This window comes from Bordetella sp. BOR01, assembly GCF_019218885.1.
Taxonomy (GTDB): domain Bacteria; phylum Pseudomonadota; class Gammaproteobacteria; order Burkholderiales; family Burkholderiaceae_B; genus Bordetella_A.
This window is the reverse complement of the sequence record NZ_JAHUWT010000002.1, coordinates 1,208,518-1,233,598: the sequence shown is the minus strand read 5'-3', so window position 1 is coordinate 1,233,598 and position 25,081 is coordinate 1,208,518. Positions and strand designations below refer to the sequence as shown.

Annotated in this window: 20 protein-coding genes; 10 read left to right on the top strand and 10 right to left on the bottom strand. The window is 67.0% G+C overall.

The window, feature by feature from the left end; translation table 11 throughout:
- Positions 1 to 25: 25 nt before the first annotated feature.
- A complete protein-coding gene (locus tag KW845_RS13575) occupies positions 26 to 1,189 on the bottom strand; it encodes an iron-containing alcohol dehydrogenase family protein (protein WP_218369738.1) in 1,164 nt (387 codons plus the stop codon).
- 134 nt (positions 1,190 to 1,323) lie between these two features.
- Here KW845_RS13575 and KW845_RS13570 point away from each other — a divergent pair, with 134 nt between their 5' ends.
- The 4 genes from KW845_RS13570 (at position 1,324) to KW845_RS13555 (ending at position 5,293) form a co-directional block, all read left to right on the top strand.
- On the top strand, positions 1,324 to 2,241 hold the full coding sequence (locus KW845_RS13570) for a LysR family transcriptional regulator (RefSeq protein ID WP_218369737.1): 918 nt from the start codon (positions 1,324 to 1,326) through the stop codon (positions 2,239 to 2,241).
- Between the two features lie 137 nt (positions 2,242 to 2,378).
- Complete coding sequence (locus KW845_RS13565; RefSeq protein ID WP_218369736.1) at positions 2,379 to 3,374, top strand: tripartite tricarboxylate transporter substrate binding protein; 996 nt, start codon at positions 2,379 to 2,381, stop codon at positions 3,372 to 3,374.
- Positions 3,375 to 3,376: 2 nt separating this feature from the next.
- Positions 3,377 to 4,459 carry an NADH:flavin oxidoreductase/NADH oxidase gene (locus tag KW845_RS13560; RefSeq protein WP_218369735.1) on the top strand — a complete coding sequence of 361 codons (1,083 nt, stop codon included), beginning with the start codon at positions 3,377 to 3,379 and terminating at the stop codon, positions 4,457 to 4,459.
- Positions 4,460 to 4,717: 258 nt separating this feature from the next.
- Positions 4,718 to 5,293 (top strand): transposase, encoded by a 576-nt coding sequence (locus KW845_RS13555; RefSeq protein WP_218369734.1) that lies wholly within the window; start codon positions 4,718 to 4,720, stop codon positions 5,291 to 5,293.
- Positions 5,294 to 6,001: 708 nt separating this feature from the next.
- Here KW845_RS13555 and KW845_RS13550 read toward each other — a convergent pair.
- The 6 genes from KW845_RS13550 to KW845_RS13525 are packed head-to-tail and all read right to left on the bottom strand — an operon-like array spanning position 6,002 to position 14,777.
- Positions 6,002 to 7,243: a nitrate/nitrite transporter gene (locus tag KW845_RS13550; protein WP_218369733.1), complete on the bottom strand. Its 1,242-nt coding sequence runs from the start codon at positions 7,241 to 7,243 to the stop codon at positions 6,002 to 6,004.
- 31 nt (positions 7,244 to 7,274) lie between these two features.
- Entirely contained in the window at positions 7,275 to 8,021 is a 747-nt protein-coding gene (locus tag KW845_RS13545; RefSeq protein WP_218369732.1) for a peptidylprolyl isomerase, read from the bottom strand.
- A gap of 13 nt (positions 8,022 to 8,034) precedes the next feature.
- On the bottom strand, positions 8,035 to 8,721 hold the full coding sequence (narI, locus tag KW845_RS13540; protein ID WP_218369731.1) for a respiratory nitrate reductase subunit gamma: 687 nt from the start codon (positions 8,719 to 8,721) through the stop codon (positions 8,035 to 8,037).
- Positions 8,714 to 9,439, bottom strand: coding sequence for a nitrate reductase molybdenum cofactor assembly chaperone (gene narJ / locus KW845_RS13535; RefSeq protein ID WP_370628213.1), 726 nt, complete (start codon positions 9,437 to 9,439; stop codon positions 8,714 to 8,716). Before narJ ends, narI begins: the two co-directional genes overlap by 8 nt.
- A 13-nt stretch (positions 9,440 to 9,452) precedes the next feature.
- On the bottom strand, positions 9,453 to 11,003 hold the full coding sequence (gene narH / locus KW845_RS13530) for a nitrate reductase subunit beta (RefSeq protein ID WP_218369730.1): 1,551 nt from the start codon (positions 11,001 to 11,003) through the stop codon (positions 9,453 to 9,455).
- 15 nt (positions 11,004 to 11,018) lie between these two features.
- Complete coding sequence (locus KW845_RS13525) at positions 11,019 to 14,777, bottom strand: nitrate reductase subunit alpha (RefSeq protein ID WP_218369729.1); 3,759 nt, start codon at positions 14,775 to 14,777, stop codon at positions 11,019 to 11,021.
- Between the two features lie 432 nt (positions 14,778 to 15,209).
- Between KW845_RS13525 and KW845_RS13520 the strand changes: the two genes are divergently transcribed.
- From KW845_RS13520 to KW845_RS13495, 6 genes are all read left to right on the top strand, one after another.
- Entirely contained in the window at positions 15,210 to 15,839 is a 630-nt protein-coding gene (locus KW845_RS13520) for a TetR/AcrR family transcriptional regulator (protein WP_370628212.1), read from the top strand.
- Complete coding sequence (locus KW845_RS13515) at positions 15,836 to 18,382, top strand: PEP/pyruvate-binding domain-containing protein (protein ID WP_218369727.1); 2,547 nt, start codon at positions 15,836 to 15,838, stop codon at positions 18,380 to 18,382. The genes KW845_RS13520 and KW845_RS13515 overlap by 4 nt, the downstream gene beginning before the upstream one ends.
- A gap of 231 nt (positions 18,383 to 18,613) precedes the next feature.
- The gene (locus KW845_RS13510) at positions 18,614 to 20,704 is read left to right on the top strand and encodes a TonB-dependent siderophore receptor (RefSeq protein ID WP_218369726.1); all 2,091 of its coding nucleotides are present in this window, start codon (positions 18,614 to 18,616) and stop codon (positions 20,702 to 20,704) included.
- A 112-nt stretch (positions 20,705 to 20,816) separates the two neighbouring features.
- On the top strand, positions 20,817 to 21,167 hold the full coding sequence (locus KW845_RS13505) for a VOC family protein (protein ID WP_218369725.1): 351 nt from the start codon (positions 20,817 to 20,819) through the stop codon (positions 21,165 to 21,167).
- Positions 21,168 to 21,176: 9 nt separating this feature from the next.
- On the top strand, positions 21,177 to 21,743 hold the full coding sequence (locus KW845_RS13500; RefSeq protein WP_370628211.1) for a GNAT family N-acetyltransferase: 567 nt from the start codon (positions 21,177 to 21,179) through the stop codon (positions 21,741 to 21,743).
- A gap of 78 nt (positions 21,744 to 21,821) precedes the next feature.
- Complete coding sequence (locus tag KW845_RS13495) at positions 21,822 to 23,114, top strand: hypothetical protein (protein WP_218369724.1); 1,293 nt, start codon at positions 21,822 to 21,824, stop codon at positions 23,112 to 23,114.
- Positions 23,115 to 23,166: 52 nt separating this feature from the next.
- Here KW845_RS13495 and KW845_RS13490 read toward each other — a convergent pair whose 3' ends face one another.
- Genes KW845_RS13490 through KW845_RS13480 form a run of 3 tightly spaced genes read right to left on the bottom strand, consistent with a single transcriptional unit; the run spans position 23,167 to position 24,943 of the window.
- Positions 23,167 to 23,751, bottom strand: a complete 585-nt coding sequence (locus tag KW845_RS13490; protein WP_218369723.1) for a hypothetical protein — start codon at positions 23,749 to 23,751, stop codon at positions 23,167 to 23,169.
- Complete coding sequence (locus tag KW845_RS13485; protein ID WP_218369722.1) at positions 23,748 to 24,335, bottom strand: hypothetical protein; 588 nt, start codon at positions 24,333 to 24,335, stop codon at positions 23,748 to 23,750. The genes KW845_RS13490 and KW845_RS13485 overlap by 4 nt, the downstream gene beginning before the upstream one ends.
- On the bottom strand, positions 24,332 to 24,943 hold the full coding sequence (locus KW845_RS13480) for a hypothetical protein (protein ID WP_218369721.1): 612 nt from the start codon (positions 24,941 to 24,943) through the stop codon (positions 24,332 to 24,334). Before KW845_RS13480 ends, KW845_RS13485 begins: the two co-directional genes overlap by 4 nt.
- Between the last annotated feature and the right edge of the window lie 138 nt (positions 24,944 to 25,081).

Below are 25,081 nucleotides of genomic sequence, written 5' to 3'. Positions count from 1 at the left end.
CTCCATATATGACTGGCCGCTGCCGCTACCAGGCGGCATCCAGCAAGGTTTCAAGTTCGGCCGCCCCGCGCACCCGGCGCGGATTGCAGGCCAGGCCGCGCTCGTGCAGGGTGCGCCGGGCCGCCTGGGGCAGCACGTCGCGCGCGATGCCCAGGTCGCGCAGCCGTTGCGGCACGCGCAGCTCGGCCTGCAGCGCAGCCACCTGCTCGATGGCGGCCTGGGGCCGCGTGCCTGCCGACCAGGCCGCCGCCAGCGCGGCAAGCGGCTCGCGCGCGGCGGGCAGGTTGTAGCGCAGCGCATGCGGCAGGATCACCGCGTTCAGCGCCCCATGGGCCACGCCGGTGGTGGCCCCCAGCACATGGCACAGCGCGTGGTGCAGGCAACTGCGCGCCGAGGCCAGCACCATGCCGGCCATGTGCGCGGCCACCAGCAGTTCGCCACGGGCCGCCACATCGGCCGGCGCGGCGGCCACATGCCGCAAGGCGCTGCGCAGGCGCCGCGCGCCGTCCAGGGCCAGCGCGCTGGCGATGGGCGATCCATGAGTGGAATACAAGCCCTCGATGCAATGGGCCAGCGCGTTCATGCCGGTCTCGAGCATCACGGACGCGGGCATGGCGGCGTTCAATTGCGGGTCCAGCAGCACCACGCGGCTGGCCAGTTGCGCATCCCAGAACATCAGCTTCTCGCCCGCCTCGGTGCGAATGCCGAACGACGGCGTGACTTCGGCGCCGGACGCCGTCAGCGGCACAGCCACGATGGGCAGCTTGGTGCGCAGCAGCGGCGGCATGTGCACGCTGGCGGGCGGCGTGAATCGCGTGGCATGCGAGGCCAGTTCGCCGCCTTCGGCCGCCAGCAAGGCCGCCGCCTTGGCGGTGTCGGCCACGCTGCCGCCGCCGAAAGCCACCAGGCAATCGGCGCCGTGCCGGGCCAGGGCTTGCGCCACGGCCACCACCGTGCCGGGCGACGAATGCGCGGGCACGTCGCCGCTTTCCGCGCAATCCATGCCGGCCAAGGCCTCGCGCAGCCGAGCATGGGCCGGCATGGCACGCGAACGGCCGCTGGCCAGCAACAAGGGCCGGCTACAGCCCAGCGCGGCGATCTCGCGCCCCGCCTCGGCCAGCACGCCGGCGCCGAACACGAGGCGGGTGCGCATGGCCTGGTGGATGTAGCGGTTCGATTCAGTCTGCATGTCGGCATCAGCGGGATACGGAGCCGGCAACCGGCACCGGCAATCGAGGGGCAGTGTATCGACGCGCCCGAGGCCGGGATAGAATCGGAACGGGAATTTATCGTTTCCCAATTGAAAACAAACGGACGCCACCCATGGACAAGCTGCGCTGCATCGAAGTGTTCATCGAAGTGGCCCAGGGCCTGAGCTTCTCGGGCGCCGCGCAGCGCCTGGGCATGGCCAAGGGCAACGTGACCAAGCACGTGAACTGGCTGGAGCATCACCTGGGCGTGCAGTTATTGATGCGCACCACCAAAAGCGTCAGCCTGACCGAATCCGGGCTGGCCTTGCTTGAAAACGGCCGCGAACTGCTCGAACGGGTGGAAACCGTCGAAACCGCGGCGCGGCGCTCGGCCAAGGAACCCAAGGGCATGTTGCGGGTGGGCACGCCCCCGTCGTTCGGGGCCTTTCACCTGGTGCCGGTGATCACGGCGTTTTCCGCGGCGCATCCGGATATCCAGGCGGTGCTGTACCTGGACGATGGCCGCACCGACCTGGTGGCCGAAGGGCTGGACATGTCGGTGCGCATTGCCTCGGGCCTGAAAGACACCAGCCAGATGGCACACCGGCTGGCGGTGGCACCGCAGGTGCTGGTGGCCACCCGCGGCTACCTGAAGCGCCGCGGGCGCCCCGCCAGCGTGGCCGACCTGGCCGAACACGATTGCATGGTGCATGCGCTGAAGGCGCCCACCAATACCTGGACCTTCCAGGACGCCAAGGGCACGCCGCGCTCGGTGCGCGTGGGCGGCACCATCCGCGCCAATTTCGGCGAACCGCTGCGCCATGCGGCGCTGCTGGGCCATGGCATATCGATGCATCCCACCTACATGGTGGCCGACGACATCCGCCACGGACGGCTCGATATCGTGCTGCCGGCATACCGCCCCACCGGCCTGGACATCTACGCCGTGTTCCCCAGCCGGCGCAATCTGCCGCTGCGCGTGCGCACCTTCCTGGACTTCCTGAAAGCATGGTTCAGCCGGCCCGACTGGACCGGCATCGGGCCCGGATAGTTTCCACGCTGGAAACATCAAGTTCTTGATCCGGCCCTATGCCGGCGCCCGGCGCCTACCTATACTGCGCCCGGAACAGCGCCGGCCACAGGCGCGCAGGCCCCGGCATGGTGCCGGGGCTTCCAAGAGGAGCCAAGATGAATCTGCCATTCCCACGGCCGTGGGCCGCGCTGCTGCGCGCCTGCGCCTGCCTGCTGATTGCCGCCGGCGCTACGCTGCCCGCCGCCCGCGCCGCCTACCCCGAACATCCCATACGCATCATCGTGCCATTCTCGGCCGGCGCCACACTGGACCTGATGACGCGCGCGGTCGCCGAGCAACTGGCGGGCGAACTGGGCCAGCAAGTGATCGTGGAGAACCGGCCCGGGGCCAGCGGCATCATCGGCGCCGACGCCACCGCCAAGGCGGCGCCCGATGGCTATACCTACATGATGGCGCCCTTCAGCGTACTGGCCGTCAATGCCAGCCTGCACAAGAACCTGCCCTACGACAACCTGCGCGACTTCGCCCCGGTGGCCCTGGTGGCGGCGGCGCCGCACGTGCTGCTGGCCAGCGCTCAGTCACCGTTCAAGACGCTGGGCGACTTGATCGCCTACGCCAAGGCGCATCCAGGCGACCTGTCGTATGCGTCGGCGGGCGCGGGCAGTTCGGCGCACCTGGCCACCGAGGTGCTGCGCTACATGACCGGCATGGACATGACGCATGTGCCCTACAAAGGCACGGCCCCCGCCTACAGCGACCTGATCCCGGGCCGCGTCGCGGTGATGATCGACGGTGTCGGCGCCGCCTTGCCGCGCATCGAGTCGGGCCAGGTGCGCGCGCTGGGCGTGACCAGCCCCGAACGCGTGCCGGTATTGCCCGACGTGCCCACGCTGGCAGAAGCCGGCGCCCCCGGTTACGATGTGACGCCATGGTATGGCATGGTGGCGCCGCGCGATACGCCGGCCGCGGTGGTCGACACCATGAACCAGGCGGTCAATCGCGCCTTGCGCAGCGACGCGCTGCGCAAGCGCTTTGCCGACATGGGGCTGCAGCCGCGCGGCGGCACGCCGGCCGAGTTCGGACAATACCTTGCCAGCGAAACCGGGAAATGGCGCCAGGTCGTGCGCGATGCCCACGTTACTGTGAATTGAGCATGCCCAGCCTGTTGTTTACTCCGCTGCGATTGCGTGGCGTGTCGTTCAAGAACCGCATCGGCGTGGCGCCGATGTGCCAGTATTCCTGCCACGACGGCCTGGCCAGCAATTGGCACCTGGTGCACCTGGGCAGCCGCGCGGTGGGCGGCGCGGGCATGGTCATGGTGGAAGCCTCGGCCGTGTCGGCCGCGGGCCGCATCAGCCCGGCCGACCTGGGCATCTGGAGCGACGCGCACGCCGCCGCTCTGGCGCCCATTGCGCAGTTCGTTGCCGAACAAGGCGCGGTGCCCGCCATCCAGTTGGCGCACGCCGGCCGCAAGGGCTCGACGCAAGTTCCCTGGCAGGGCCGCCAGGCCGTGCCCTCGGAACAAGGCGGCTGGCCGGTGCGCGCGCCCAGCGCCGTGGCCTTCAATGACGCGTACCCGCTGCCCGGCGAGATGACCGAATCCAACATCACCCAGGTAGTAGACGATTTCGCCGCGGCCGCGCAGCGCAGCCGGGCCATCGGCATGCAGGTGGTCGAGCTGCACATGGGGCACGGCTACCTGATGCACCAGTTCCTGTCGCCCTTGAGCAACCAGCGCACGGATGCCTACGGCGGATCGTTCGACGCGCGCGTGCGAGCCCCGCTGCGGGTAGTGGCCGCCGTGCGCGAAGCCTGGCCCCAAGAGCTGCCCCTGTTCGTGCGACTGTCGGCCACCGACTGGCTGGAAGGCGGCTGGGACGTCGCGCAATCAGTGGAATTGGCGCGGCGCATGAAGGCGCTGGGCGTGGACCTGGTGGATTGCTCGAGCGGATCGATCGTGCCCGGATCGCAAGGGCAGGCCGAGCCAGGCTACCAGGTGCCTTTCGCCGACCAGATCCGCCGCGAGGCGGATATCGCCACGGCGGCGGTGGGCTTGATCACTCGCGCCGACCAGGCCGAAGCCATCCTGCAGCGCGGCCAGGCCGACATGGTGCTGCTGGCGCGCGAACTGTTGCGCGACCCGTACTGGCCCTTGCGGGCGGCGGCGCAGCTCGACGAAGAAGCGGGCTGGCCGGTGCAATACCTGCGCGCCGTATCGGCCACGGCCAAGTCTTGAAGTGAAAGAGTCCCACCCCCGAAGCGCTGCGCGCGTCTTGCTAGGCCCAGGTGTCTGGCTCCCGTCAGGGTGCCTGACACCATACGAATGAGACAGTCGCTGCACACTTTGGTGTCAGGCACCTGCGGAGCCTGACACCTGGGTCGGTCTTGCGCGGGCACGTCAGCTGCGCGCCCGCATTTTGGCCCGGACAAATCCGCCTCTACCAGCAACACACCAATCCGCCCAGGCACTATTGTCAGCACTGTTCTGTTTTCCATGCAGACCATGCCTCGACCACGTCGTATTCTTCTTGCGCACCAGCCCCACCACATCGTTCAGCGAGGCCATCGGCGCCAGGTGGTCTTCGAACGAGCCGTTGATTACCGTACTTACCTGCACGACTTGCAGTACCACGCGGCGCAGTTATCCGTGGCGCTACATGCCTGGTGTTTGATGCCCAACCACGTGCATCTGCTGTTGACGCCCGCAGCCGATCCCGATTCACTTTCCACCCTGATGCAACATCTGGCAGGCGGCGCTACCCGGCGATGGAATGCGCGCAAACAGACAACGGGATCGATCTGGGAAGCCCGGTTCAAGTCCAGGGTGATCGATGAAGAGCGATACCTGCTGGAATGCTGCCGATATATCGAACTGAACCCAGTGCGTGCACAAATCGTTGCGGCGGCAGAAAATTATCCCTGGTCGAGTTATCGTGAACGCATGGGAATGGCTCCCGCCACGATGCTGGACCTGCACATGCTGTATCTCGCCATGGGCAACGATGACGCGGCACGGCGCGACGCTTATGGCATCTATGTACACGCGGGCATCGCGAGCGGTCCCATCTGAGACGCGCCAGGCTGCGCTATTGCCGCGAGGGTGACTGGCACTGCACGAATGAGACAGTCGCTGCACACTTTGGTGTCAGGCACCTGCGGAGCCTGACACCTGGGCCGGTCCTGGGCGGCTGCTGCCAGGGGGCTGGCTCCCGTCAGGGTGCCTGACACCATACGATTGAGACAGCCTTGCCACACGATGGTGTCAGGCACCTGCGGAGCCTGACACCTGGGCCGGTCCTGGGCGGCTGCTGCCAGGGGTCTGGCTCCCGTCAGGGTGCCTGACACCATACGATTGAGACAGTCTTGCCACACGATGGTGTCAGGCACCTGCGGAGCCTGACACCTGGGTCGGTCCTGGGCGGCTGCTGCCAGGGGTCTGGCTCCCGTCAAGGTGCCTGACACCATACGAATGAGACAGTCGCTGCACACTTTGGTGTCAGGCACCTGCGGAGCCTGACACCTGGGTCGGTCCTGGGCGGCTGCTGCCAGGGGTCTGGCTCCCGTCAGGGTGCCTGACACCATACGATTGAGACAGTCTTGCCACACGATGGTGTCAGGCACCTGCGGAGCCTGACACCTGGGCCGGTCCTGGGCGGCTGCTGCCAGGGGTCTGGCTCCCGTCAGGGTGCCTGACACCATACGATTGAGACAGTCTTGCCACACGATGGTGTCAGGCACCTGCGGAGCCTGACACCTGGGCCGGTCTTGCGCGGGCACGTCAGCTGCGCGCTACTTCTCCCGAGATCTGCACCTTCTTCACCTCGGAGATATACATCACGATCAACGACACCCACACCACGCCATAGAGCAGCATGAAGCAGCTCGAGCGGATCTGCAGCAGGTCGGCCATGGCCCCGAACATCAGCGGCAGCAGGAACCCGCCCAGCCCGCCGGCCAGGCCCACGATGCCGGTCACGACCCCCATGTTGTCGGGGAAATCATCGGCCACGTACTTGAAGGTGGACGCCATGCCGAAGGCGAACATGGCGCCCAGCACGAACAACAGCAGGGTGAACAGCCAGATGGGCAGGTAGATGTGGAAAGCCTCGGGCCCGTGCAGCGTCTGTACCGTCAGCGTGGTGTTGGGGTACGACAAGATGAACAGGCAGACCCAGGCTACCCACAGGCACCACCAGGTCATTCTGTGTGCGCCGAAGCGGTCGGCCAGGCCGCCGCCCACGGCGCGCAGCACCGCGCCGGGCAATGAAAAGCCCGCCGCCAGCGCCGAGGCGGCCACCAGCGTCAGGCCGAACTCGGCCTGGAAGTACTGCGGAATCCACAGCGACAGGGCCGTGAAGCCCCCGAAAGTGATCGAATAGTACTGGCAGTAGCGCCATACGCGCGGGTTCTTCAGCACCTTGAACTGGTCGGCCAGCTTGCCGCCGGTTTTCCCGGCCCCCGGGTCGGGCGCGGCCACGAACCAGAACCCCACCGCCGTCGCCAGCAAGGCCACCGCGTAGATCTTGGGCACCATCCGCCAGCCGTAGGTTTCCAGCAAGATCGGCGTGATGAACAGGTTGACCGCCGCCCCCACCGTGCCGGCGCCGAAGAAACCCATGGCGAAGCCCTTGCGCTGGGCAGAAAAAAAACGCGACACATATGGCGTGCCCACGGCGAACGAAGCACCCACCAACCCCAGGAACAGCCCAATCAGCAGGAACTGCCAAAACGCTTGCGCAAAGCTGACCAGGTACACCGGAATCGCGCAGCCGGCCAGCAGCACCGTCATCACGACGCGCCCACCGTAGCGGTCGGTCCATAGCCCCAGGGGCAGGCGGAAGATGGCGCCCGTCAACACCGGAGTGGAAGTCAACAGGCCGAACTGGAAGGCACTAAGCCCCAATTCCTGCCGGATGCGGATACCGAGCACGCCGAACATCATCCACACCACGAAACACACCATGAAGGCAAACGTGCTGCTGTACAACACCGCATAGGCCCTGGGGCGGTTGTCGTTCATCGTGCTCTCCCGTCGACGAATAGGTATCGGCTTACTGCAGCAGCGGCGAATCGGCGCCGGGCATGTCCAGGCCCTCTATGCGGGCCTGCCCCACCAGCCATTGCAGGTACTGATGCGTGGCGCGGCGTTCGGAAGCCTGCGCCAGCCAGGCGGCGATGCGCGCGTGCACCGTGTCGAAGGCCATCAGCGTGCCATCGGCCTTGCGGCCCGTGCGCACGATGTGAAAGCCGTGGCGCGTCTGCACCAGATGGTCCAGCAGCGTGTGCGCCGGCATGGCGAACACCGCCTGCTCGAATTCAGGCAAGGTCTCGCCGCGGCCCACGTCGCCCAATCGCCCGCCTTCCTGGGCCGACATGCAATTGGAATACTGGCGCGCGTAGCCGGCGAACGCGTCGGGGGCCGCGCCATGCACTTCCTGCAGCACTTCGCCGGCGCGCGCGCGCAGGCGCTGCGGGTCGACGCGCGGCGTCAGCTGGAACAGGATGTGCCACACCTCGACCAGCGCGCCGCTCATGAATTGGCCGGGATGCTGCTCGTAGTAGCGGCGGCAGGCATCCAGGTCGGCTTCGGGCGTGCGCACCTCGGCCGCCAGCACGGCCTGCACGCAAGCCTCTTCGTCATCCTGGGCCACGCCCAGCGTGCGGGCCCGTTGCAGCAGCAGTTCGCGCAGCACCAGTTCATGGCCGGCGCTTTGCACGGGATCGGTTTCGTGCTGATGGCGGGCAAGCTCGGCCTGCAGGCGCGTGTCGTCGATGGTGATGCCATTTACAGAAATCATGTTCCCCCCGGAATCAGCGCGACCGGACCAGTTGCCAGGCGCGGGTCAGATAGCCCAGCGATGCAAAGCCGCTCCATACATGCACCAGCCGCGTGAATGGAAAGATCAGGAACAGCGTCATGCCCATCACCATGTGCCACTGATATACCCACGGCACGCCTTGCATGATGTCGGCCGCGCCGGAACGGAAGGTGACGATGCGCTGCGCCCATTCGCCCAGCAGCACCATCAGCGCGCCGTCTTCGTGCTTGGCCGAGGTCAGGATGGACAGCAGGCCCAGCGACAGCACGATCAGAATCCAGAACAGCGTCAGCCAATCGGAAAACCGCGATGTCGCGACCAGGCGCGGCTCGGACAGGCGCCGGTAGATCAGGATCAACAGGCCCGCCAGGCACACCACGCCCAGTATTGCGCCCACCATCACGGCCATCACCTGCTTGGCATGCGTGGACAGGCCCAGCGCGTGGTACACCGCCGGCGGCGTCAGCAGGCCGACCAGGTGCGTGAAGAACAGCGCGATGATGCCCAGATGGAAAAGATTGCTGCCCCAGCGCAGCGCACCGCGCTTCAGAAACTGGCTGGAATCGCTTTTCCAGGTGTACTGTTCGCGCTCGAAGCGTGCCAGGCTGCCGAACAGGAACACCGCCAGGGCAATGTAGGGATACACGCCGAAGAAGAAATAGTGCACATGATCAGCCATCTCGCTCTCCTTGCGCGGGCCCGGGCGCCGCCTGCGCCCGCCGGGGATCGGTTTCGTAGAAATGCACGGGCTGGGCCGCCTGGGTGCGGGCACGCAGCGCCGGTTCGGTGCCATCGGCGCCGGGGCCGAACGTCACCATGGTTTCTTCCATCTCGCCTTCCGGCGGTTCGGGCAAAGGCTGCGGCTGAGTATCGGTCAGGGTGCGCAGCACGCCGAACACGGCGGCATAGGGACTGCCGCCTTCGGCCAGCTTGCCGCCGATGCGCGCCAGCACATGAATGGCATCGCCCAGCAAGGCCGCCGCGTCGGCCGGCGCGATCTGCCCCAGGAACTCAAGGAACAGCGGCACATAGTCGGGCAGTTCGGACGTGTCCAGCAGCAGCCCGTGGCGCAGGTATTCTTCGCGCAGGTCCACCATGGCCTGGCCGCGGTCGCGCGATTCGCCGTGGATATGCTCGAACAGGTGCAGCGAGTGCGCGGGGCGCCGGTCGAACGTGGCGACGTACTGCTCTTGCAGGGCGATCAGGTCGCCGCTGCCGCCCAGCAGGGCGAACAGCGGCGCCAACTGCGCGCGCTGCCGCGCGTCCAGCGCGGCCTGCAGCTCGGGCAGCGCCGCCACCAGCTCGCTGTCCGGGTAGGACAGCAGGGCCGACAGCACGCCGTACACCGGCATGCCGGGCATTGCCGGGCCGGCTGGGGGGAAAGAAGCATTCGTCATGGCTGCCCTTTCCCTAGCCCGGCATCTTGTCGCGCTGCACTTCCATGAACACCACCTGCTGCGCGTTGCCGCGCGGCTTGCTGCCGAACAGGCTGCCTTCGGACACGCCGCCCGAACAGCCGTTGCCGAACGAGAAGCCGCAGCCGCCGCGCATGTCGAAGGCGTCCTCGGCATACTCGCGGTGCGAGGTGGGGATGACGAAGCGGTCTTCGTAATTGGCGATCGCCAGGTAGCGGTACATGTCCTCGACCTGGGCAGTGGTCAGGCCCACCTGCCGCAGGATGTCGGGGCGTTCTTCCCGGTCTACCGTGCGGGCCCGCATGAAGGCGCGCATGGCCAGCAGGCGTTCCAGCGCCAGCGCCACCGGCGCTTCATCGCCCGCGGTCAGCATGTTGGCCAGGTAGCGCAGTGGAATGCGCAGCGACTTCACGTCAGGTATCTCGCCAAAGGCGCCGACATGCCCGCTGTTGGCGGCCGACTGGATCGGCGACAGCGGCGGCACGTACCAGACCATGGGCAAGGTGCGGTATTCGGGATGCAGCGGGAAGGCAATGCGCCATTGCACCGCCATCTTGTAGGTGGGTGACTGGCGCGCCGCATCCAGCCAGCCCTGGGGCACGCCGTCGGCCAGCGCCTGGGCGATCACGGCCGGGTCTTCGGGATCCAGGAAGACCTCCAGCTGGGCCTCGTACAAGGCTTTTTCGTCTTGCACGGAGGCCGCCTGCTCGATGCGGTCGGCGTCATACAACAGCACCCCCAGGTAGCGGATGCGGCCCACGCAGGTCTCGGAACAGACCGTGGGCTGGCCGGCCTCGATGCGGGGATAGCAGAAGATGCACTTCTCGGCCTTGCCGCTTTGCCAGTTGTAGTAGATCTTCTTGTACGGGCAGCCCGATACGCACATGCGCCAGCCGCGGCACTTGTCCTGGTCGATCAGCACGATACCGTCTTCTTCGCGCTTGTAGATCGACCCCGACGGACAGCTCGCCACGCAGCTGGGGTTCAGGCAATGCTCGCACAGCCGTGGCAGGTACATCATGAAGGTGTTTTCAAACTGCCCGTAGATGTCTTTCTGCACGTCCTCGAAGTTGTAGTCCTGCGAACGCTTGGAAAACTCGCCGCCCAGGATCTCTTCCCAGTTCGGGCCCCATTCGATCTTCTCCATGCGCTGGCCGGTGATCAGCGATCGCGGCCGCGCCGTGGGCGCGGCCTGCAACTCTGGCGCATTGTGCAAGTGCTCGTAGTCGAAGGTGAACGGTTCGTAGTAGTCGTCGATCTCGGGCAGGTTGGGGTTGGCGAAAATATTGGCCAGCAGCCGCAGCTTGCCGCCCTGGCGCGGCTCGATCTTGCCCGAGGCGGTGCGTTTCCAGCCGCCGTTCCAGCGCTTCTGGTTTTCCCAGTCTTTGGGGTAGCCGATGCCCGGCTTGGTTTCCACGTTGTTGAACCACGCGTATTCCATGCCGCCGCGCGAGGTCCAGACGTTCTTGCAGGTTACCGAACAGGTATGGCAGCCGATGCACTTGTCCAGGTTCAGCACCATCGCAATCTGCGCACGTACTTTCATGGTTGTCTCCGGTGCTTAAACTTGGGTGGTGCTGGGTTGGGCCGCACGCGGCTTTTCCAGCCAATCGATCTGGTTCATCTTGCGCACGATCACGAACTCGTCGCGATTCGAACCTACCGTGCCGTAGTAATTCAGGCCGTACGACAGCTGGGCATAGCCGCCTATCATGTGGGTGGGCTTGAGTACGGCGCGCGTCACCGAGTTGTGGATGCCGCCACGCGCGCCCGTGATTTCCGAGCCCGGCATGTTCACGATCTTTTCCTGCGCGTGGTACATCATCGTCATGCCTTCCGGCACGCGCTGGCTGACCACCACCCGCGCCACCAGGGCGCCGTTGACGTTGTAGGCCTCGATCCAGTCGTTGTCCACGAGCCCGGCCTTGGCCGCATCCTTTTCCGATACCCACAAGATCGGTCCGCCGCGCGACAGCGTCAGCATGATCAGGTTGTCGGTATAGGTGGAATGGATGCCCCACTTCTGGTGCGGCGTGATGAAGTTCAGCACCACCTGCGGATTGCCGTTGCCGTAGCGTTCTTCCAGCATGGGCGTGATCGACTTGGTATCCACCGGCGGGCGGTACACGCACAGCGATTCGCCGAAGGCCCGCATCCAGGTGTGGTCCTGGTAGAGCTGCTGGCGGCCGCTCAGGGTGCGCCAGGGAATCAGCTCGTGCACGTTGGTATAGCCGGCGTTGTAGCTGACGTGATCCGATTCCAGGCCCGACCAGGTCGGCGACGAGATGATCTTGCGCGGCTGCGCCTGCAGGTCGCGGTAGCGGATTTTTTCGTGTTCGCGCGACAGCGCCAGGTGCGCATGGTCGCGCCCCGTCACGGCCGACAGCGCCTGCCAGGCCTTCACGGCCACGTGGCCGTTGGTCTCGGGCGCCAGCGTCAGGATGGTCTCGGCCGCATCGATGTCGGTGTCCAGGCGCGGCAGGCCCTGGCTGACGCCTTCGTCGGCCACCTGGTAGTTCAGTTGCCCAAGCAGGTCGCATTCTTCGCCAGCCTGCCAGTTGATGCCCTTGCCACCCACGCCCAGCTTGCGCGTCAGCGGTCCCAGGGACGTGAACTGCTTGTACAGGCCGGGGTAATTGCGCTCGACCACCGCCATCGACGGCATGGTCTTGCCGGGAATCATCTCGGCCTGCCCCTGCTTCCAGTCCCGCACGGCGTGGGGGTCGCCCAGTTCGGCCGGGCTGTCGTGCTGCAGGGGCGTCAGCACCAGGTCTTGCGCGGCGGGCAGTTCGGTTTCGGCGATGGCCGAGAACGCGCGCGCGATGCCCTTGTAGATTTCCCAGTCGCTGCGCGATTCCCACACCGGGTCCACGGCCGCCGACAACGGGTGGATGAACGGGTGCATGTCCGAGGTGTTCAGGTCGTTCTTTTCGTACCAGGTCGCGGTGGGCAGCACCACGTCGGAATACACGCAGGTGGTCGACATGCGGAAATCCAGCGTCACCAGCAGGTCGAGCTTGCCGCGCGGCGCTTCGTCGTGCCAGGCGACTTCCTGCGGCTTGTCCTCGCCGGCCTGGCCCAGGTCCTTGCCCTGCACGCCGTGCTCGGTACCCAGTAGGTGCTTCAGGAAGTATTCGTGTCCCTTGCCCGACGAGCCCAGCAGGTTCGAGCGCCACACGAACATATTGCGCGGGTGGTTGTCGGGATGATCCGGGTCTTCGCAGGACAGCTTCAGGCGCCCGTCGCGCAGCGCCTGCACGGCATAGGCGGCGGGCTCCTGCCCGGCCTGCCGCGCGTCGCGCACCACCTGCAGCGGGTTGGTCTGCAACTGCGGGGCCGACGGCAGCCAGCCCATGCGTTCGGCGCGCACGTTGAAATCGATCAGCGATCCCTGGAAGGCCGCCGGGTCGGCCAGCGGCGACAGGATCTCGGACACTTTCAATCGTTCGTAGCGCCACTGGTCGGTATGCGCATAGAAGAACGACGTGCCGTTCATGTGGCGCGGCGGGCGGCACCAGTCCAGCCCGAAAGCCAGCGTGGTCCAGCCCGTCTGGGGCCGCAGTTTTTCCTGGCCCACGTAGTGGCACCAGCCGCCCCCCGACTGCCCCACACAGCCGCACATCACCACCAGGTTGATGATGCCCCGGTAGGCCATATCCATGTGATACCAGTGGTTCAGGCCCGCCCCCAAGATCACCATGGACTTGCCCTGGGTCTTGTCGGCGTTCAGCGCGAACTGCCGTGCCACGGTGATGACATCGTCGCGCTTGACCCCCGTGATGCGCTCTTGCCAGGCCGGCGTGTAGGGCACGTCGTCGTCATACGAGGTTGCCACGTTGGCCCCGCCCAGGCCGCGGTCCAGCCCGTAGTTGGCCATCAGCAGGTCGTACACGGTAACGGCCAGCACTTCGCCTTCGGTGGTTTGCAAGCGGCGCGCCGCCATATTGCGCTCGAGCACCTCGGCATGGTCGGTGCCCTGGAAGTAATCGTGCTGGCGGCCGCCGAAGTACGGAAACGCCACCGGCACGACCTCATCGTGGCTGCCCACCAGCGACATGCGCAGCTTTACCGGATTGCCTTGCGCGTCCTTGGCATCCAGGTTCCACTTGCCCTGGTCGCCGCCTTCCTGCTGGCCCCAGCGAAAGCCGATAGAGCCCGTCGGCACCACGATCTGGCCGGTGGCGTCGTCATAAGCCACGGTCTTCCAGTCAGGGTTGTTGGCCTGGCCCAGCCCGTCGGGAAAATCGGAAGTGCGCAGCATGCGTTCGGGCACGTAGCGGTCGCCCTGGCGCACCAGGCGCACCAGGAACGGCATGTCGGAATACTGGCGGCAGTACTCGCGGAAGTATTCGCTCTTGCCTTCCAGGTGGAATTCCTTGAGGATCACATGCCCCATGGCCAGCGCCAGCGCGGCATCGGTGCCCTGCTTGGGATGCAGCCACACATCGCCGAACTTCGCGCCCTCGGCGTAATCGGGAAATATCGACACGATCTTGGTGCCGCGATAGCGCGACTCGACCATGAAGTGGGCGTCTGGCGTGCGCGTCTGCGGCACGTTCGAGCCCCACATGATGATGAAACTGGAGTTATACCAATCGGCTGATTCGGCTACGTCGGTCTGTTCGCCCCAGGTTTGGGGGCTGGACGGCGGCAGGTCGCAATACCAGTCGTAGAAACTGAGGATGGTGCCGCCCAGCAACGACAAGTACCGGCTGCCCGCGGCGAACGAGACCATCGACATGGCCGGGATCGGCGAGAACCCGATGATGCGGTCCGGCCCATAGCGCTTGATCGTGTAGACATTGGCGGCCGCCACCAGCTCGTTGACTTCGTCCCAGCCGGCGCGCACGAATCCGCCCATGCCGCGCATGTGCTTGTAGTCATCGGCCAGGCCAGGAGTGGTACAGATGTGTTCCCACGCGGCCAGCGGCGCCATGGTCTTGCGGGCTTCGCGCCACAGCCGCGCCAGGCGGCCGCGCAGCATGGGGTACTTGATGCGGTTGGCGCTGTACAGGTACCACGAATACGATGCGCCCCGCGAACAGCCGCGCGGCTCGTGGTTGGGCATGTCGGCGCGCGTGCGGGGGTAGTCGGTCTGCTGGGTTTCCCACGTGACGATGCCGCCCTTCACGTAGATTTTCCATGAACAGGAACCGGTGCAATTCACGCCATGGGTCGAGCGCACGATCTTGTCGTGCTGCCACCGGTCGCGATACGCCTTTTCCCAGCTGCGGTCTTCTTTGACTACGCTGCCGTGTCCATCTGCGAATGACTCTTTGGCACGGGTGAAGTACTTGAGGCGGTCGACGAGATAACTCACGGTCAGGCTCCTGATGGCGTTTTGTAGGGCTATAACGCGCTCAGGCGCTACGGCGGCCTGGGGAGCTTGCACTGGAGATATGCCATCGAAGTTCTTCCTTTTCGACGATCGACCCGCATGCAGTGTCCGCCTACCCTACAGGGTTGGCAAGATGCCGTCAATATTGGAAATATTCTTGGGATGTTGGAGTGGTTGTGTGACATCTTGGGGGTGATGCGGGGTGGTTCTTCTGGCGTCTGAGCGGTGTGGCAATACCCGGTATCGCCGGGACGCACGGGGTTCTTGCGTTTCAGCCGGCATTTTCTTGGGGGAAGAAAAAAGTGCGGGGCCGGCCATCGAGGCCAGCCCGCGCAGACGCCAGAAGAACAATCCCCAAACACAAAAAACTATACGATGTACAATTTTGAACATCGTATATTTATTGAACCCACCGTGACCGCGTCTTCACCAGCCCCCAACCGCCGCCACCGCAAACGCGAGCAAACGCTTGATCACCTCACCGACACGGCGCTGCGCCTGTTCGAGGCGCTGGGGTATGAAGCGGTCACCATGGAGCAGATCGCCGCCCAGGCCGACGTGGCCAAGGGCACCTTGTACAACCACTTTCCTGTCAAGGAAGCCCTGCTGGCCTACCACGTGCACCGCGACCTGGCCGGCCATGCGCCCCACCTGCTGGCCGCCATGCGGGCCCTGCCGCACTTCGCCGCCCGCATGGCGTATTTGCTGCAGGCCACCAGCCATTGGGCCGAATCGCATCGCGCCTATCTGCCGCACTATCTGCGCTTTCGCCTGGCCTACGCCGATATCGGCACGGATGCGCGCACGCCGCGCAGCGGGTTGGACCAGATCGTCGAATCCCTGATCCACGCCGGCCAGGAAGCCGGCGAAGTGCGCGCCGACCTGCCGCCGGCGCAGTTGGCGCACCTGTTCCAGTTCCTGTACCTGGCCACCATGACGCGCTGGCTCAATGGCCAGGCCGGCCCGCTGCGCCACGAATTCGAGGCCACGCTGGATGTATTCCTGCACGGCGTGGCCGCACCGGACCAGGGGCGCCGGCCATGAGCGCCCTGCTGCTCGACTGGCCCGCCGCGGCCCAGGCCGGCCCGGCCGTGGCGGGGGGCAAGGGTTGGCAACTGGGCCGCATGGCCTGCCTGGGCGTGCCCGTGCCAGCGGGCTTCGTCATCGCGGCGCACGCCGGCGGCCAGCGCCAGGCAGGCGACGCGGTGCCTGCCGCCGTACAGGCGGCGCTGGCCGACGAGATTGCCCGCCGCGGCTGGCAAGGCCTGCCGCTGGCCCTGCGCTCGTCGGCTTCCATGGAAGATTCCGCCGGCGCCTCGTTTGCCGGCATCTACTTGTCGCGGCTGAACGTGCGCGGCCACGCGGCCATGCTGCAGGCCGTGCGCGATATCTGGGATTCGGCCTTTACCACGCAGGCACAGGCCTATCGGCAGGGCCTGGGCATTGCTGCCGGCGACCAGGCCGGCATGGCAGTGGTGGTGATGCCCCTGCTGGCGGCCGAGTCGGCCGGCATCGTCTTCACCTGCGACCCGGTCTCGGGCCGGGACGACCATACCGTCATCCACGCCCACTGGGGCTTGGGCGAAGCGCTGGTCGGCGGCCAGGCCGAGGGCGACGAATACCGGCTGCAGGAAAACCGCGTCGACGGCAGCCTGCACCTGGTAGACCAGCGCCTGGGCGCCAAGGCCCGCTACAGCGTGCCGGCCGCCGCTGGCGGCACCGAGTTGCGCGCCCTGCCCGGCCAGCGTGCCACGCAACCCGTGCTGACACCGGCACAGGCGATTGAATTGGCCGGCATCGCCCACGATGCCGCCGCCGCGCTGGACTACGCCCACGGCGGCTACGACCTGGAATGGGCCTGGGATGGCGAGCGCTACTGGATCGTGCAGGCACGGCCCATTACCGCCCGCGCGCACCACACCTATCCCGCGCTGGCCGGCCAGCCCGCGTACTGGTCGCGGGGCAATGTCCGCGAAATCTTGCCCGACCCGCTGTCGCCGCTGGACTGGACCCTGTGCCGCGCCATGGCCGACCGCATGCTGACGCGCGGCTACGAACTGGCCGGTTATCGGATCTTGCCGGGTGCCGCGCATGCCGCCCTGTTCCACGGACGCCTGTACCTGCAGACCTCGCTGATGCAATGGGAAGGCTATGACGCGCTGGGCATACCGCCGCGCGACATGAACCGCCTGCTGGGCGGCGAACAACCGGCCATCGCCGTGCCGCCCCCGGCGCTGCGGGAACGCGGTGCCCGCGGCCTGCGCCTGTTGCGCTATCTGCGCGCGGCCGGCCGGCAGCGCCGTGCCGCGCCCGCCGTGCTGGCGCATGCCATGCAGCAGGCCGCGGCATGGCGCGCGCAGCCGCCGCCCGCCACGCTGGCCGACTGGGGCACGCGCCTGCGCGCGCGCTTTGCGGCGGTACGCGGTGCCGACGATCTGTTTTTCCTGCAGGGGTCGGGCGGCGGAACCCTGTTCAACCTGGTACAGCTCATCGACAAATACTGCCCGGGCCAGGGCCACGCCCTGGCGGCGGCCCTGATGGCCGGCGGCCCCCCCAGCGTCACGGCCGCGCAAGGCTATGCACTGCTCGAGCTGGCGCGCATCGCCGCTCATGACGGCCCCGCGCTGGCCTGGCTGCGCCAACCCGGCCGGCCCGGCACCGAATGGGCCCGCGCGCTGGCCGATGACAGCCCGTTCCGGCAAGCCTTCGACGCCTTCCTGCAACGCTACGGCCACCGCGGCCTGTACGAAACCTATCTGCGCAGCCCACGCTGGCGCGAAGCACCCGATTACCTGCTGGATCAGATCGCGGGCCTGGTCGGCCACGATGAGGCCGCCCTGCGCGAACGGCAGCGGCGGGCCAGTACGCAAGCATGGCAGCGCGTGCGCGGCGCCCTGCCGATCTGGCTGCGGCCGCTGGCGAGGCAACTGCTGAAGGCCGCGCAGGCCGACAGCAATCACCGCGAAGCGGCGCGCAGCGCCCTGGCCGCGTACCTGGAAGCGCTGCGCAACGACGCGCGCGCGCTGGCACCGCATTTCGGCGGCCCGGGCGGCCTGCAGCAGCCCGACGATATCTTCAACCTGACCGCAGCCGAGCTCTACGCGCTGGCCGAAGGGCGCCTGGCACCCGCCGCCGCCGCCCGCCGCGCCGCCGAGCGGCGCGCCCGCCTGCAAGACTGGAGCGCGCACACCGAACCCGCGGTCATCGCCGAACACGGCACCCTGCCCGCCATGGCCGCCACCGCCCCCGGACCGGCCGGCGCGCGGGCCGGCACCTGGCAAGGCACGCCAGTCAGCAGCGGCCAGGCGCAAGGCCGGATCCATATCGCGCACAGCCCGGCCGATGGCCTGGGCATGGCGGCGGGCGACGTGCTGGCCGTGCCGTCCACCGATCCGGCCTGGACGCCGCTGTTCCTGAAAGCCGGCGCCCTGATCATGGAAACCGGCGGCTATCTTTCGCACGGCGCCATCGTGGCGCGCGAATTCGGCATTCCGGCCGTGGCCAACGTGCCCGGCATTCTGCGGCAATTGCAGCCAGGCGAACCCGTGCAGGTCGACGGCACCGTGGGCCGCATCCAAAGGCTGTAAGCCCTCCGAAGCGCTGCGCGCTCCCCCCAGGGGGGCGCGACGCTGGGGGACCGGCGCAGCCGGCTCCGCGACGTCCCCGGTCTGGCTGCACCTGTTTCTTGCGAGGTGGCTGGCGCCCGGCCGGCCAGGGACAATCCTTTCTATATTTAAATAGTAATCAAAATCATTATCAGATAATATCCGTGGCGAATCGTCTCCAGACCCTTCCGGTTTCCCATGCGCCCTGCCCCTTTGCTTCTGACCCCTTTCGCCATTTGCGCCAGCACCCTGGCCGGCGTGGCCCTGGGCGCCGATGAGCCGGCCCCTGCCACCCTGGCTCCGGTGGTGGTGCAGGGCATCGATGCCAGCACGGCCACCGCGCCAGTGGCCAGCGGCGCGCTGGGGACGCGCAGTGCGCTGGATACACCGTTCTCGGTCAGGTCCGTTACGGCTGAAGAATTGGCCGATCGCCAGGTGTCGTCACTGGGGCAGGTGTTCGCGCGCGATGCCAGCGTGATCGCGGCGGGCAACAGCTACAACAGCCGGCCATCCACGCTGATCGTGCGCGGGCTGCCGCTGGACGCCTTCAACAGCTACAAGATCGACGGCGTTTCCATCGTCAACTATGGCGTGGAACTGCCGCTGGAACATTTCGAGCGGATCGATCTGCTGAAAGGCGCCACCGGCTTCATGTACGGTTTCGGTTCGCCGGGCGGCATTGTCAACTACATCACCAAAAAGCCCACCGACGAATTCCTGGCCACCGCCAGCGTGGGCTACCGCACCGACAGCGTGTTCCAGCAGCACGTCGACCTGGGCGGGCGCGTGGGCCCGGACCAGCGGCTAGGCTACCGCGTCAACTACACCCACGAACAAGGCGGCACGTACAACCGCGGCAATATCGACCGCGATTCGTTTTCGCTGGCGCTGGACCTGCGCCTGACGCCCGACCTGCTATGGACATTCGAGGGCCTGTACCAAGACCGCGACACGCGCGGCACCGTGCAAGCTATCGCCCTGGGGCCCCTGTTCAAGGGCAGCGGCGTACCCGACACCATCAATGGCCGCACGCGGCTGTCTACCGACGGCAGCGGCTACCGCGCGGTCAGCAAACTGGCCAAGACCGGCCTGCGGTGGAACTTCGCCCCGCAATGGACGGCTTCGGTGGACTACAGCTTCAGCCAGGCCACGCGCACGTACAAAGAAGAAACGCTGAACCTGCTCAACGATGCCGGCGACTACAGCGACAACATGTACGACCAGAAAAATCAGTATCGCTTCAACCAGTTGCAAGCCATGGTGCAAGGTGAATTCGCCACCGGCTTCCTGCAGCACGACGTGGTGCTGGGGGCCGCCACGCAGACCCAGGCCAACGACTTCAACACCAACAGCTTCTACGGGCCGATCGGCAACGGCAACCTGTTCGACGGCACGCGCCCGCCCCCGTACACGGGGTCGCTGACGCCGCAGATGTACCGTGGCGGCGAATTCGACCAGGACGCCCTGTTCGCCAGCGACACCATCAAGCTGGGCGAGCACTGGTCGGTGCTGGCCGGCGCGCGTTATATCTCGTACCGCCAGCGCAGTTTCCTGCCGTCGGGCCAAGCCAGCGGCGATACCTACAAGAAGCATCCCATTACGCCCACGCTGGCGCTGATGTACAAGCCGGGCGCGGGCACCACGCTGTACGCCAGCTACGTCGAGGCGCTGGAACAAGGCAGCACCGTCGGCAGCCAGTATGCCAACGCGGGCGAAATGCTGGCGCCGCTGAAAAGCAAGCAGTACGAGATCGGCATCAAGACCGAGCAGGCCGACTGGGGCGCGTCGGCGGCACTGTTCCGCATCGAGCGCGGCACGGGCTACGTGAATAACGCCAACGAATACGTGCAGGATGGCGAAGGCCGGCTGCAAGGCCTGGAACTGGCCGCCAATGCGCGCGTGGCACGCGACTGGTCGGTGCAGGGCAATGCCACCTGGCTGGACCCGGAATACAAGAGCGGCAATCCGGCCAATATCGGCAACCGCCTGCCGGGCGCCTCGCGCTTTGTCGCGGCGGGCCAGGTGGTCTACGATGTGCCCGCCGCGCCGGGCCTGAGCCTGGCCGCCGGCATGAGGTACGTGGGATCGGCCAAGCTGGATGCCGCCAACCGCCTGGACCTGCCCAGCTACTACACGGTGGACCTGGGCGCGGTGTATCGCACCCGCGTGGCCGGCAAGGGGGTCGTGCTGCGCGCCGCCATCGACAACCTGACCGACCGCCGCTACTGGTACTTCGTAGGCGAAAACAGCATTTTGCCGGCCCCTACGCGCACGGTCAGCCTGAACGCGCAGGTCTACTTCTGACCCCTCGGCGCGGGCTCCAGCCGGCCTGACTGCGTTATCGTACGCACACAGCCGGCCCGGCCACGACCGCGCTATTGCGTGCCGCGGCGTGCCCCGCCCCAGGAGCCATCCCATGCAAGTCAAGCGCATCGTCGCCAATATTCACGCCACCAATATCGCGGCCGCGCAGCGGTTCTACGGCGATGCGCTGGGGCTGGACATCCTGATGGACCATGGCTGGCTTGCCACCTACGGCGCGCCCCGCAGCATGAATGTGCAGGTCAGCATCGCCACGCAAGGCGGCTCGGATACGCCCACCCCGGATCTTTCCATCGAAGTCGACGACCTGGACGAGGCGCTGCGGCGCCTGCGCGCCGGCGGCTTCGCGATCGAATACGGCCCCGCCGACGAACCCTGGGGCGTGCGCCGCTTCTACGTGCGCGACCCGTTCGGCAAGCTGGTCAACATCCTGGTGCATCGCTGAGGGCACCTCGTGGACTTGCGGCCGTTCATCAGCGAGGGAGCACTGCCCGACGCAGGCACCCAGGGCCTGCGGCTGCGGCGCCTGCGCCAGCAGGATGCGGCCGACTGGCACGAGTACCTGCGCGATGAGGCCGTCACGCGTCATACCAGCTGGCAGTTGGCGGGCATAGCCGACCTGGACTCGTTGATCGCCCTGTACTTGTCCAGCCCCGGCAGCGGCTGCGTGCGGCTGGCCATTGCCGATGCGGCAAGCAACCGCCTGCGGGGCACGATCGGGTTCAACGAGATTGCCGCCGCGCACGGCCGCGCGGAAATCGCCTATGACCTGGCCCCGACCCTGTGGAACCGCGGCATTGCCTCGCGGGCCTGCGCGGCGGTCACCGGCTGGGCCCTGCAGTCGTTGGGCCTGTGGCGGGTGCAGGCCACGGTGCTGGATGCCAACCTGCCCTCGCGCCGCGTCCTGGAGCACTGCGGCTACCGGCCCGAAGGCCTGCTGGCCAGCTATCGCATGGTGCGCGGCCAGCCGCGCGATTTCTGGATCTACGCGCGGACCCGTGGCGACCTGGCCGCGCCCTGACATCCCGAAAAAAAAGGATACAGCGCCACGCCCCGGCTGCTTGCTAAGATCGCCGGTTCCATCGATAGGGAAACTGGAATGCAAGGGATCGCCGCGCCGTTTGCACTGACGTTTCGCCTGTGGCTGCGTTTCTGGCCGCAATTGATGGCCCTGGTACTGGCCGGCGTGCTGGCGCACGACCTGCTGCTGTTGCTGGCGGTACATATCGGTTTCGCCAACCACCTGGCCGGGCTGGCCGTGTTGACGCTGGTGGCCCTGGCCCAGCTCGTGGTGACCGTGACCATGTTCCAGGTGCTGCTGCCCGGGCTGCCGGCCCTGCGCGCCGCGCAAGCGGCCGCACGCGGCGACGGCGACGCGGGCCCCGCGCAAGAAGCCGGCTCGCGGCGCTTGCTGTCGGCCGTCACCATCGCCCTGCTGCCCTTCTTCGCCTACTACGCCGCCTGGGGTTTCCTGGGCAATACCGTGCGGCAATACTCGCGCCTGGCGCTCGACCTGGATCCGTTCGGCACGCACGGCAACATCCTGGACGCACTGGATTCCCGCTGGCTGCTGGTATCGGTGGCCGTGTCGTGGCTGGTGCGCAAGGTGGCCAAGCGGCTGCGCGAAAGCACGGGCCGCCCGATCTGGCAGGTGGTGGTGGTGTTGTGCGAAACGAACTGGATCCTGATCGGCCTGTATGTCATCAGCCGCTGGAAAAGCCATGCCTGGGACTGGCTGGTCAGCCACAACCTTTGGGAAAACCTGCGCGGCCTGCTGGACGTGATCGCCACGCCGATCTCGGCGGCCTGGGCGGCCGGGATGGTACCGGTCGAATCCCTGGTGGACACGCCGGGCAAGCTGCTGGTCAACCTGTTTTTCTATGCGCTGCTGCCGGTAGTGTGGCTGGTGATGGCCGCGCTGGTCTATGGCTACGATGTGCGCAGCGACGAGGAACTGCTGCGCATCCATCACCGCGTCGAGCGTTTCGGCGAACGCTACCGGGCCATCCCCAAATTCCTGCGCGACTTCATCACCCATTTCATCGGCGGCTACCGTTCGCGCTACCTGCCGGTGGCCAACGGCGTGCGGCTGACGCTGAATGCCGGCGTGGTGCTGCTGGTGACGCTGATCGTGGGGTATCGATTGATCGAGTGGGGCAGCGCCTGGCTATGGATAGGCGCCAGCCGCCTGATCGGGCCGCACGACCTGGACACCTGGCAAGTGCTGTCCCACGGGTTGACGCTGCTGTTTGGCAGCCCGTTCCGCGATTCGTCCACCGGCATCCTGATCGAACCGCTGCGCATCTGCTTCCTGGCCGCCGTGCTCGAAACCGCGTTCGGGCAACCGGCGCGCCGCCAGGCACCCGCGGAACCCGCCGGCCAGGCCGCCTGAGTCCGGCGGCTTATTGCCCTGTTGCGCTATCGCCCTTGCTATTGCCCTGCTGCTATTTCACCTGCACCCGCTGCGGAGGCTGCGCGAAGCGCAGATAGTACGGCTGCTGCGGCCCCAGCGTCACCGTGGCGCGCAGGGTATCGGCCGCCTCGCGCGGCACCAGGTAGGCCTGGCGGATGCGCAGCGTGTCGCCAGCCTGCGCCCCGGAATAGATCGACGCGATGCACTCGCGCGCGTCCGAGCGCGGCAGCCGCAGCACCTGTGTCGGAGTCCAGCGGCGCCCCTGCTCATCTTGCAGCGAAATCACGCAGCCCAGCCAGTTCTTGGGCAAATCGGCATCGTGGATTTCCACTCGGAAATCAGCCACCACGCCCATGGCGTTTTCCGGAACGCCGGCACTGGCGGGCAGCGGCGCCATGCGCAACGCATGCAGTCGCCAGCGCGCGCCACCGAAATCGGCCGTAGCGCCGGCCGCGATCTCGCGGGCGATCAGGTCGCGGCCCGTCCACCAGCGCTGCGCGCTGTCGTACGCGACCACGCCCGCCACCAGCGGCAGCAAGATCACCAGCAGCCCCAGGCTGCGCCGCCGCCACCGTTTTTCTTCCGCCGTCGCGCGGTCATCGGCACGCTCGTTCATGGCCTGCCTTCCTTGGCTCGATCGATCTCGAAAACATCCCTCAGCTCCAGCGCGCCGTCGGCCGAGCGCGGCACGGCATCCAGCGCGATGTGCGCCTCGGAATCCAGGCGCGGCGAAAAGCGCTCGGACAACCACAGCGTGGCACCTCCCACCTGGTCGGGACGTATCTCGAAAATGAACCGCACGCGCCTCGGCAGGCCCGGATCCAGCGCATGCGGCGGCTGATCCGGCGCCAGGCCCAGGCGATCCGACAACAGGTACTGCAAGCCCTGCGGCCCCACCCAGGCGGCCTGGCCCACATTGACCGACCGTGAACGCGCCTGCAGTTCGGCCGTGACGATGGCCCACACCCCCGACGTGGTAAGCACGGTCTGGCTGCCGAATCGCTCGTAGGCCAATTGCCGGGCGAACTCCACGCCCTCGACCTTGGCATCGAACAGCCGCGTGTGCACGGTCTGGCCCATGCGGCCGGCCACGGGAATCGGCCCGGTCAACTCGTCATAGCGCGGGCTGTTGCGCTGCATGGCGAACAAGATCGCGCCAGCCGCGACGATCAGCAGCAGCGTCGCCAGCCGGCGCTTCACGAGCCTTGCTCCGCCGCACCCGGCGGCGTGGCCGATGGGGTAGCCAACGCTTCCAGCGGCAAGGTCATCTGCCCCACGACCGCGGGGTTGAACCAGCCGGGCGTGCCGTACAGGTTGTCGATCGGCTTGAACGTCTTGGCCACCACGTCCACCTTCAGCGCCTCGGGCGGCGTGGCCGAATCCGGCACCCGCCAGACAAAGGCCACCCGCTCGCCCAGGCCGGGATGCAGCAAGGGCCCCAGCTGCGGGTCGCGCACCTGCGCGACCAGCGGTTGCTCGAGCGGAATCCCGGGTATGGGTTGCAGGCTGAAAAGCTTGGAATAGTCCCGCGTGGACATCCGCGTGCGATTGCTGAGATCGACCTCAAGCACCAGGGCCTGCTGGCCCGGCTTGAGCGGCACGTCGTAGACTTTCTGCCGGCTGACCCAGGCGCGTTGCGGCACCACGTGCCATTGGCCGGCGTCGATCTGGCTGCCCGCGGCGTACTGCGCCACGGGCGCCGGCGGCCCCGCACCGAAGATGCTGTAGAGCGCCGCGGTACCCACCGCGACTGTCGAACCGATCCCGGCGGCCAACCGGGTCTTCACCTTGCCGAATGCAGTACGCATCTGCGCTCCCGTGTCAACGCGCGTAGGGTGGGCAATGCTGGACAGCCGGGCATCGTAGCTGCCTGCCCCGATGGCGTAAATTGCAGGATTGTTTCGATACGTACCGCTTTGCCGGCCGCACCCTTTGCAGCCGACTCA

Excerpts from the sequence above, each read along its gene's own strand:
- KW845_RS13575 (WP_218369738.1), bottom strand. The coding sequence starts at position 1,189 with ATGCAGACTGAATCGAACCGCTACATCCACCAGGCCATGCGCACCCGC.
- KW845_RS13570 (WP_218369737.1), top strand. The coding sequence starts at position 1,324 with ATGGACAAGCTGCGCTGCATCGAAGTGTTCATCGAAGTGGCCCAGGGC.
- KW845_RS13565 (WP_218369736.1), top strand. The coding sequence starts at position 2,379 with ATGAATCTGCCATTCCCACGGCCGTGGGCCGCGCTGCTGCGCGCCTGC.
- KW845_RS13560 (WP_218369735.1), top strand. The coding sequence starts at position 3,377 with ATGCCCAGCCTGTTGTTTACTCCGCTGCGATTGCGTGGCGTGTCGTTC.
- KW845_RS13555 (WP_218369734.1), top strand. The coding sequence starts at position 4,718 with ATGCAGACCATGCCTCGACCACGTCGTATTCTTCTTGCGCACCAGCCC.
- KW845_RS13550 (WP_218369733.1), bottom strand. The coding sequence starts at position 7,243 with ATGAACGACAACCGCCCCAGGGCCTATGCGGTGTTGTACAGCAGCACG.
- KW845_RS13545 (WP_218369732.1), bottom strand. The coding sequence starts at position 8,021 with ATGATTTCTGTAAATGGCATCACCATCGACGACACGCGCCTGCAGGCC.
- narI (WP_218369731.1), bottom strand. The coding sequence starts at position 8,721 with ATGGCTGATCATGTGCACTATTTCTTCTTCGGCGTGTATCCCTACATT.
- narJ (WP_370628213.1), bottom strand. The coding sequence starts at position 9,439 with ATGACGAATGCTTCTTTCCCCCCAGCCGGCCCGGCAATGCCCGGCATG.
- narH (WP_218369730.1), bottom strand. The coding sequence starts at position 11,003 with ATGAAAGTACGTGCGCAGATTGCGATGGTGCTGAACCTGGACAAGTGC.
- KW845_RS13515 (WP_218369727.1), top strand. The coding sequence starts at position 15,836 with ATGAGCGCCCTGCTGCTCGACTGGCCCGCCGCGGCCCAGGCCGGCCCG.
- KW845_RS13505 (WP_218369725.1), top strand. The coding sequence starts at position 20,817 with ATGCAAGTCAAGCGCATCGTCGCCAATATTCACGCCACCAATATCGCG.
- KW845_RS13495 (WP_218369724.1), top strand. The coding sequence starts at position 21,822 with ATGCAAGGGATCGCCGCGCCGTTTGCACTGACGTTTCGCCTGTGGCTG.
- KW845_RS13490 (WP_218369723.1), bottom strand. The coding sequence starts at position 23,751 with ATGAACGAGCGTGCCGATGACCGCGCGACGGCGGAAGAAAAACGGTGG.
- KW845_RS13480 (WP_218369721.1), bottom strand. The coding sequence starts at position 24,943 with ATGCGTACTGCATTCGGCAAGGTGAAGACCCGGTTGGCCGCCGGGATC.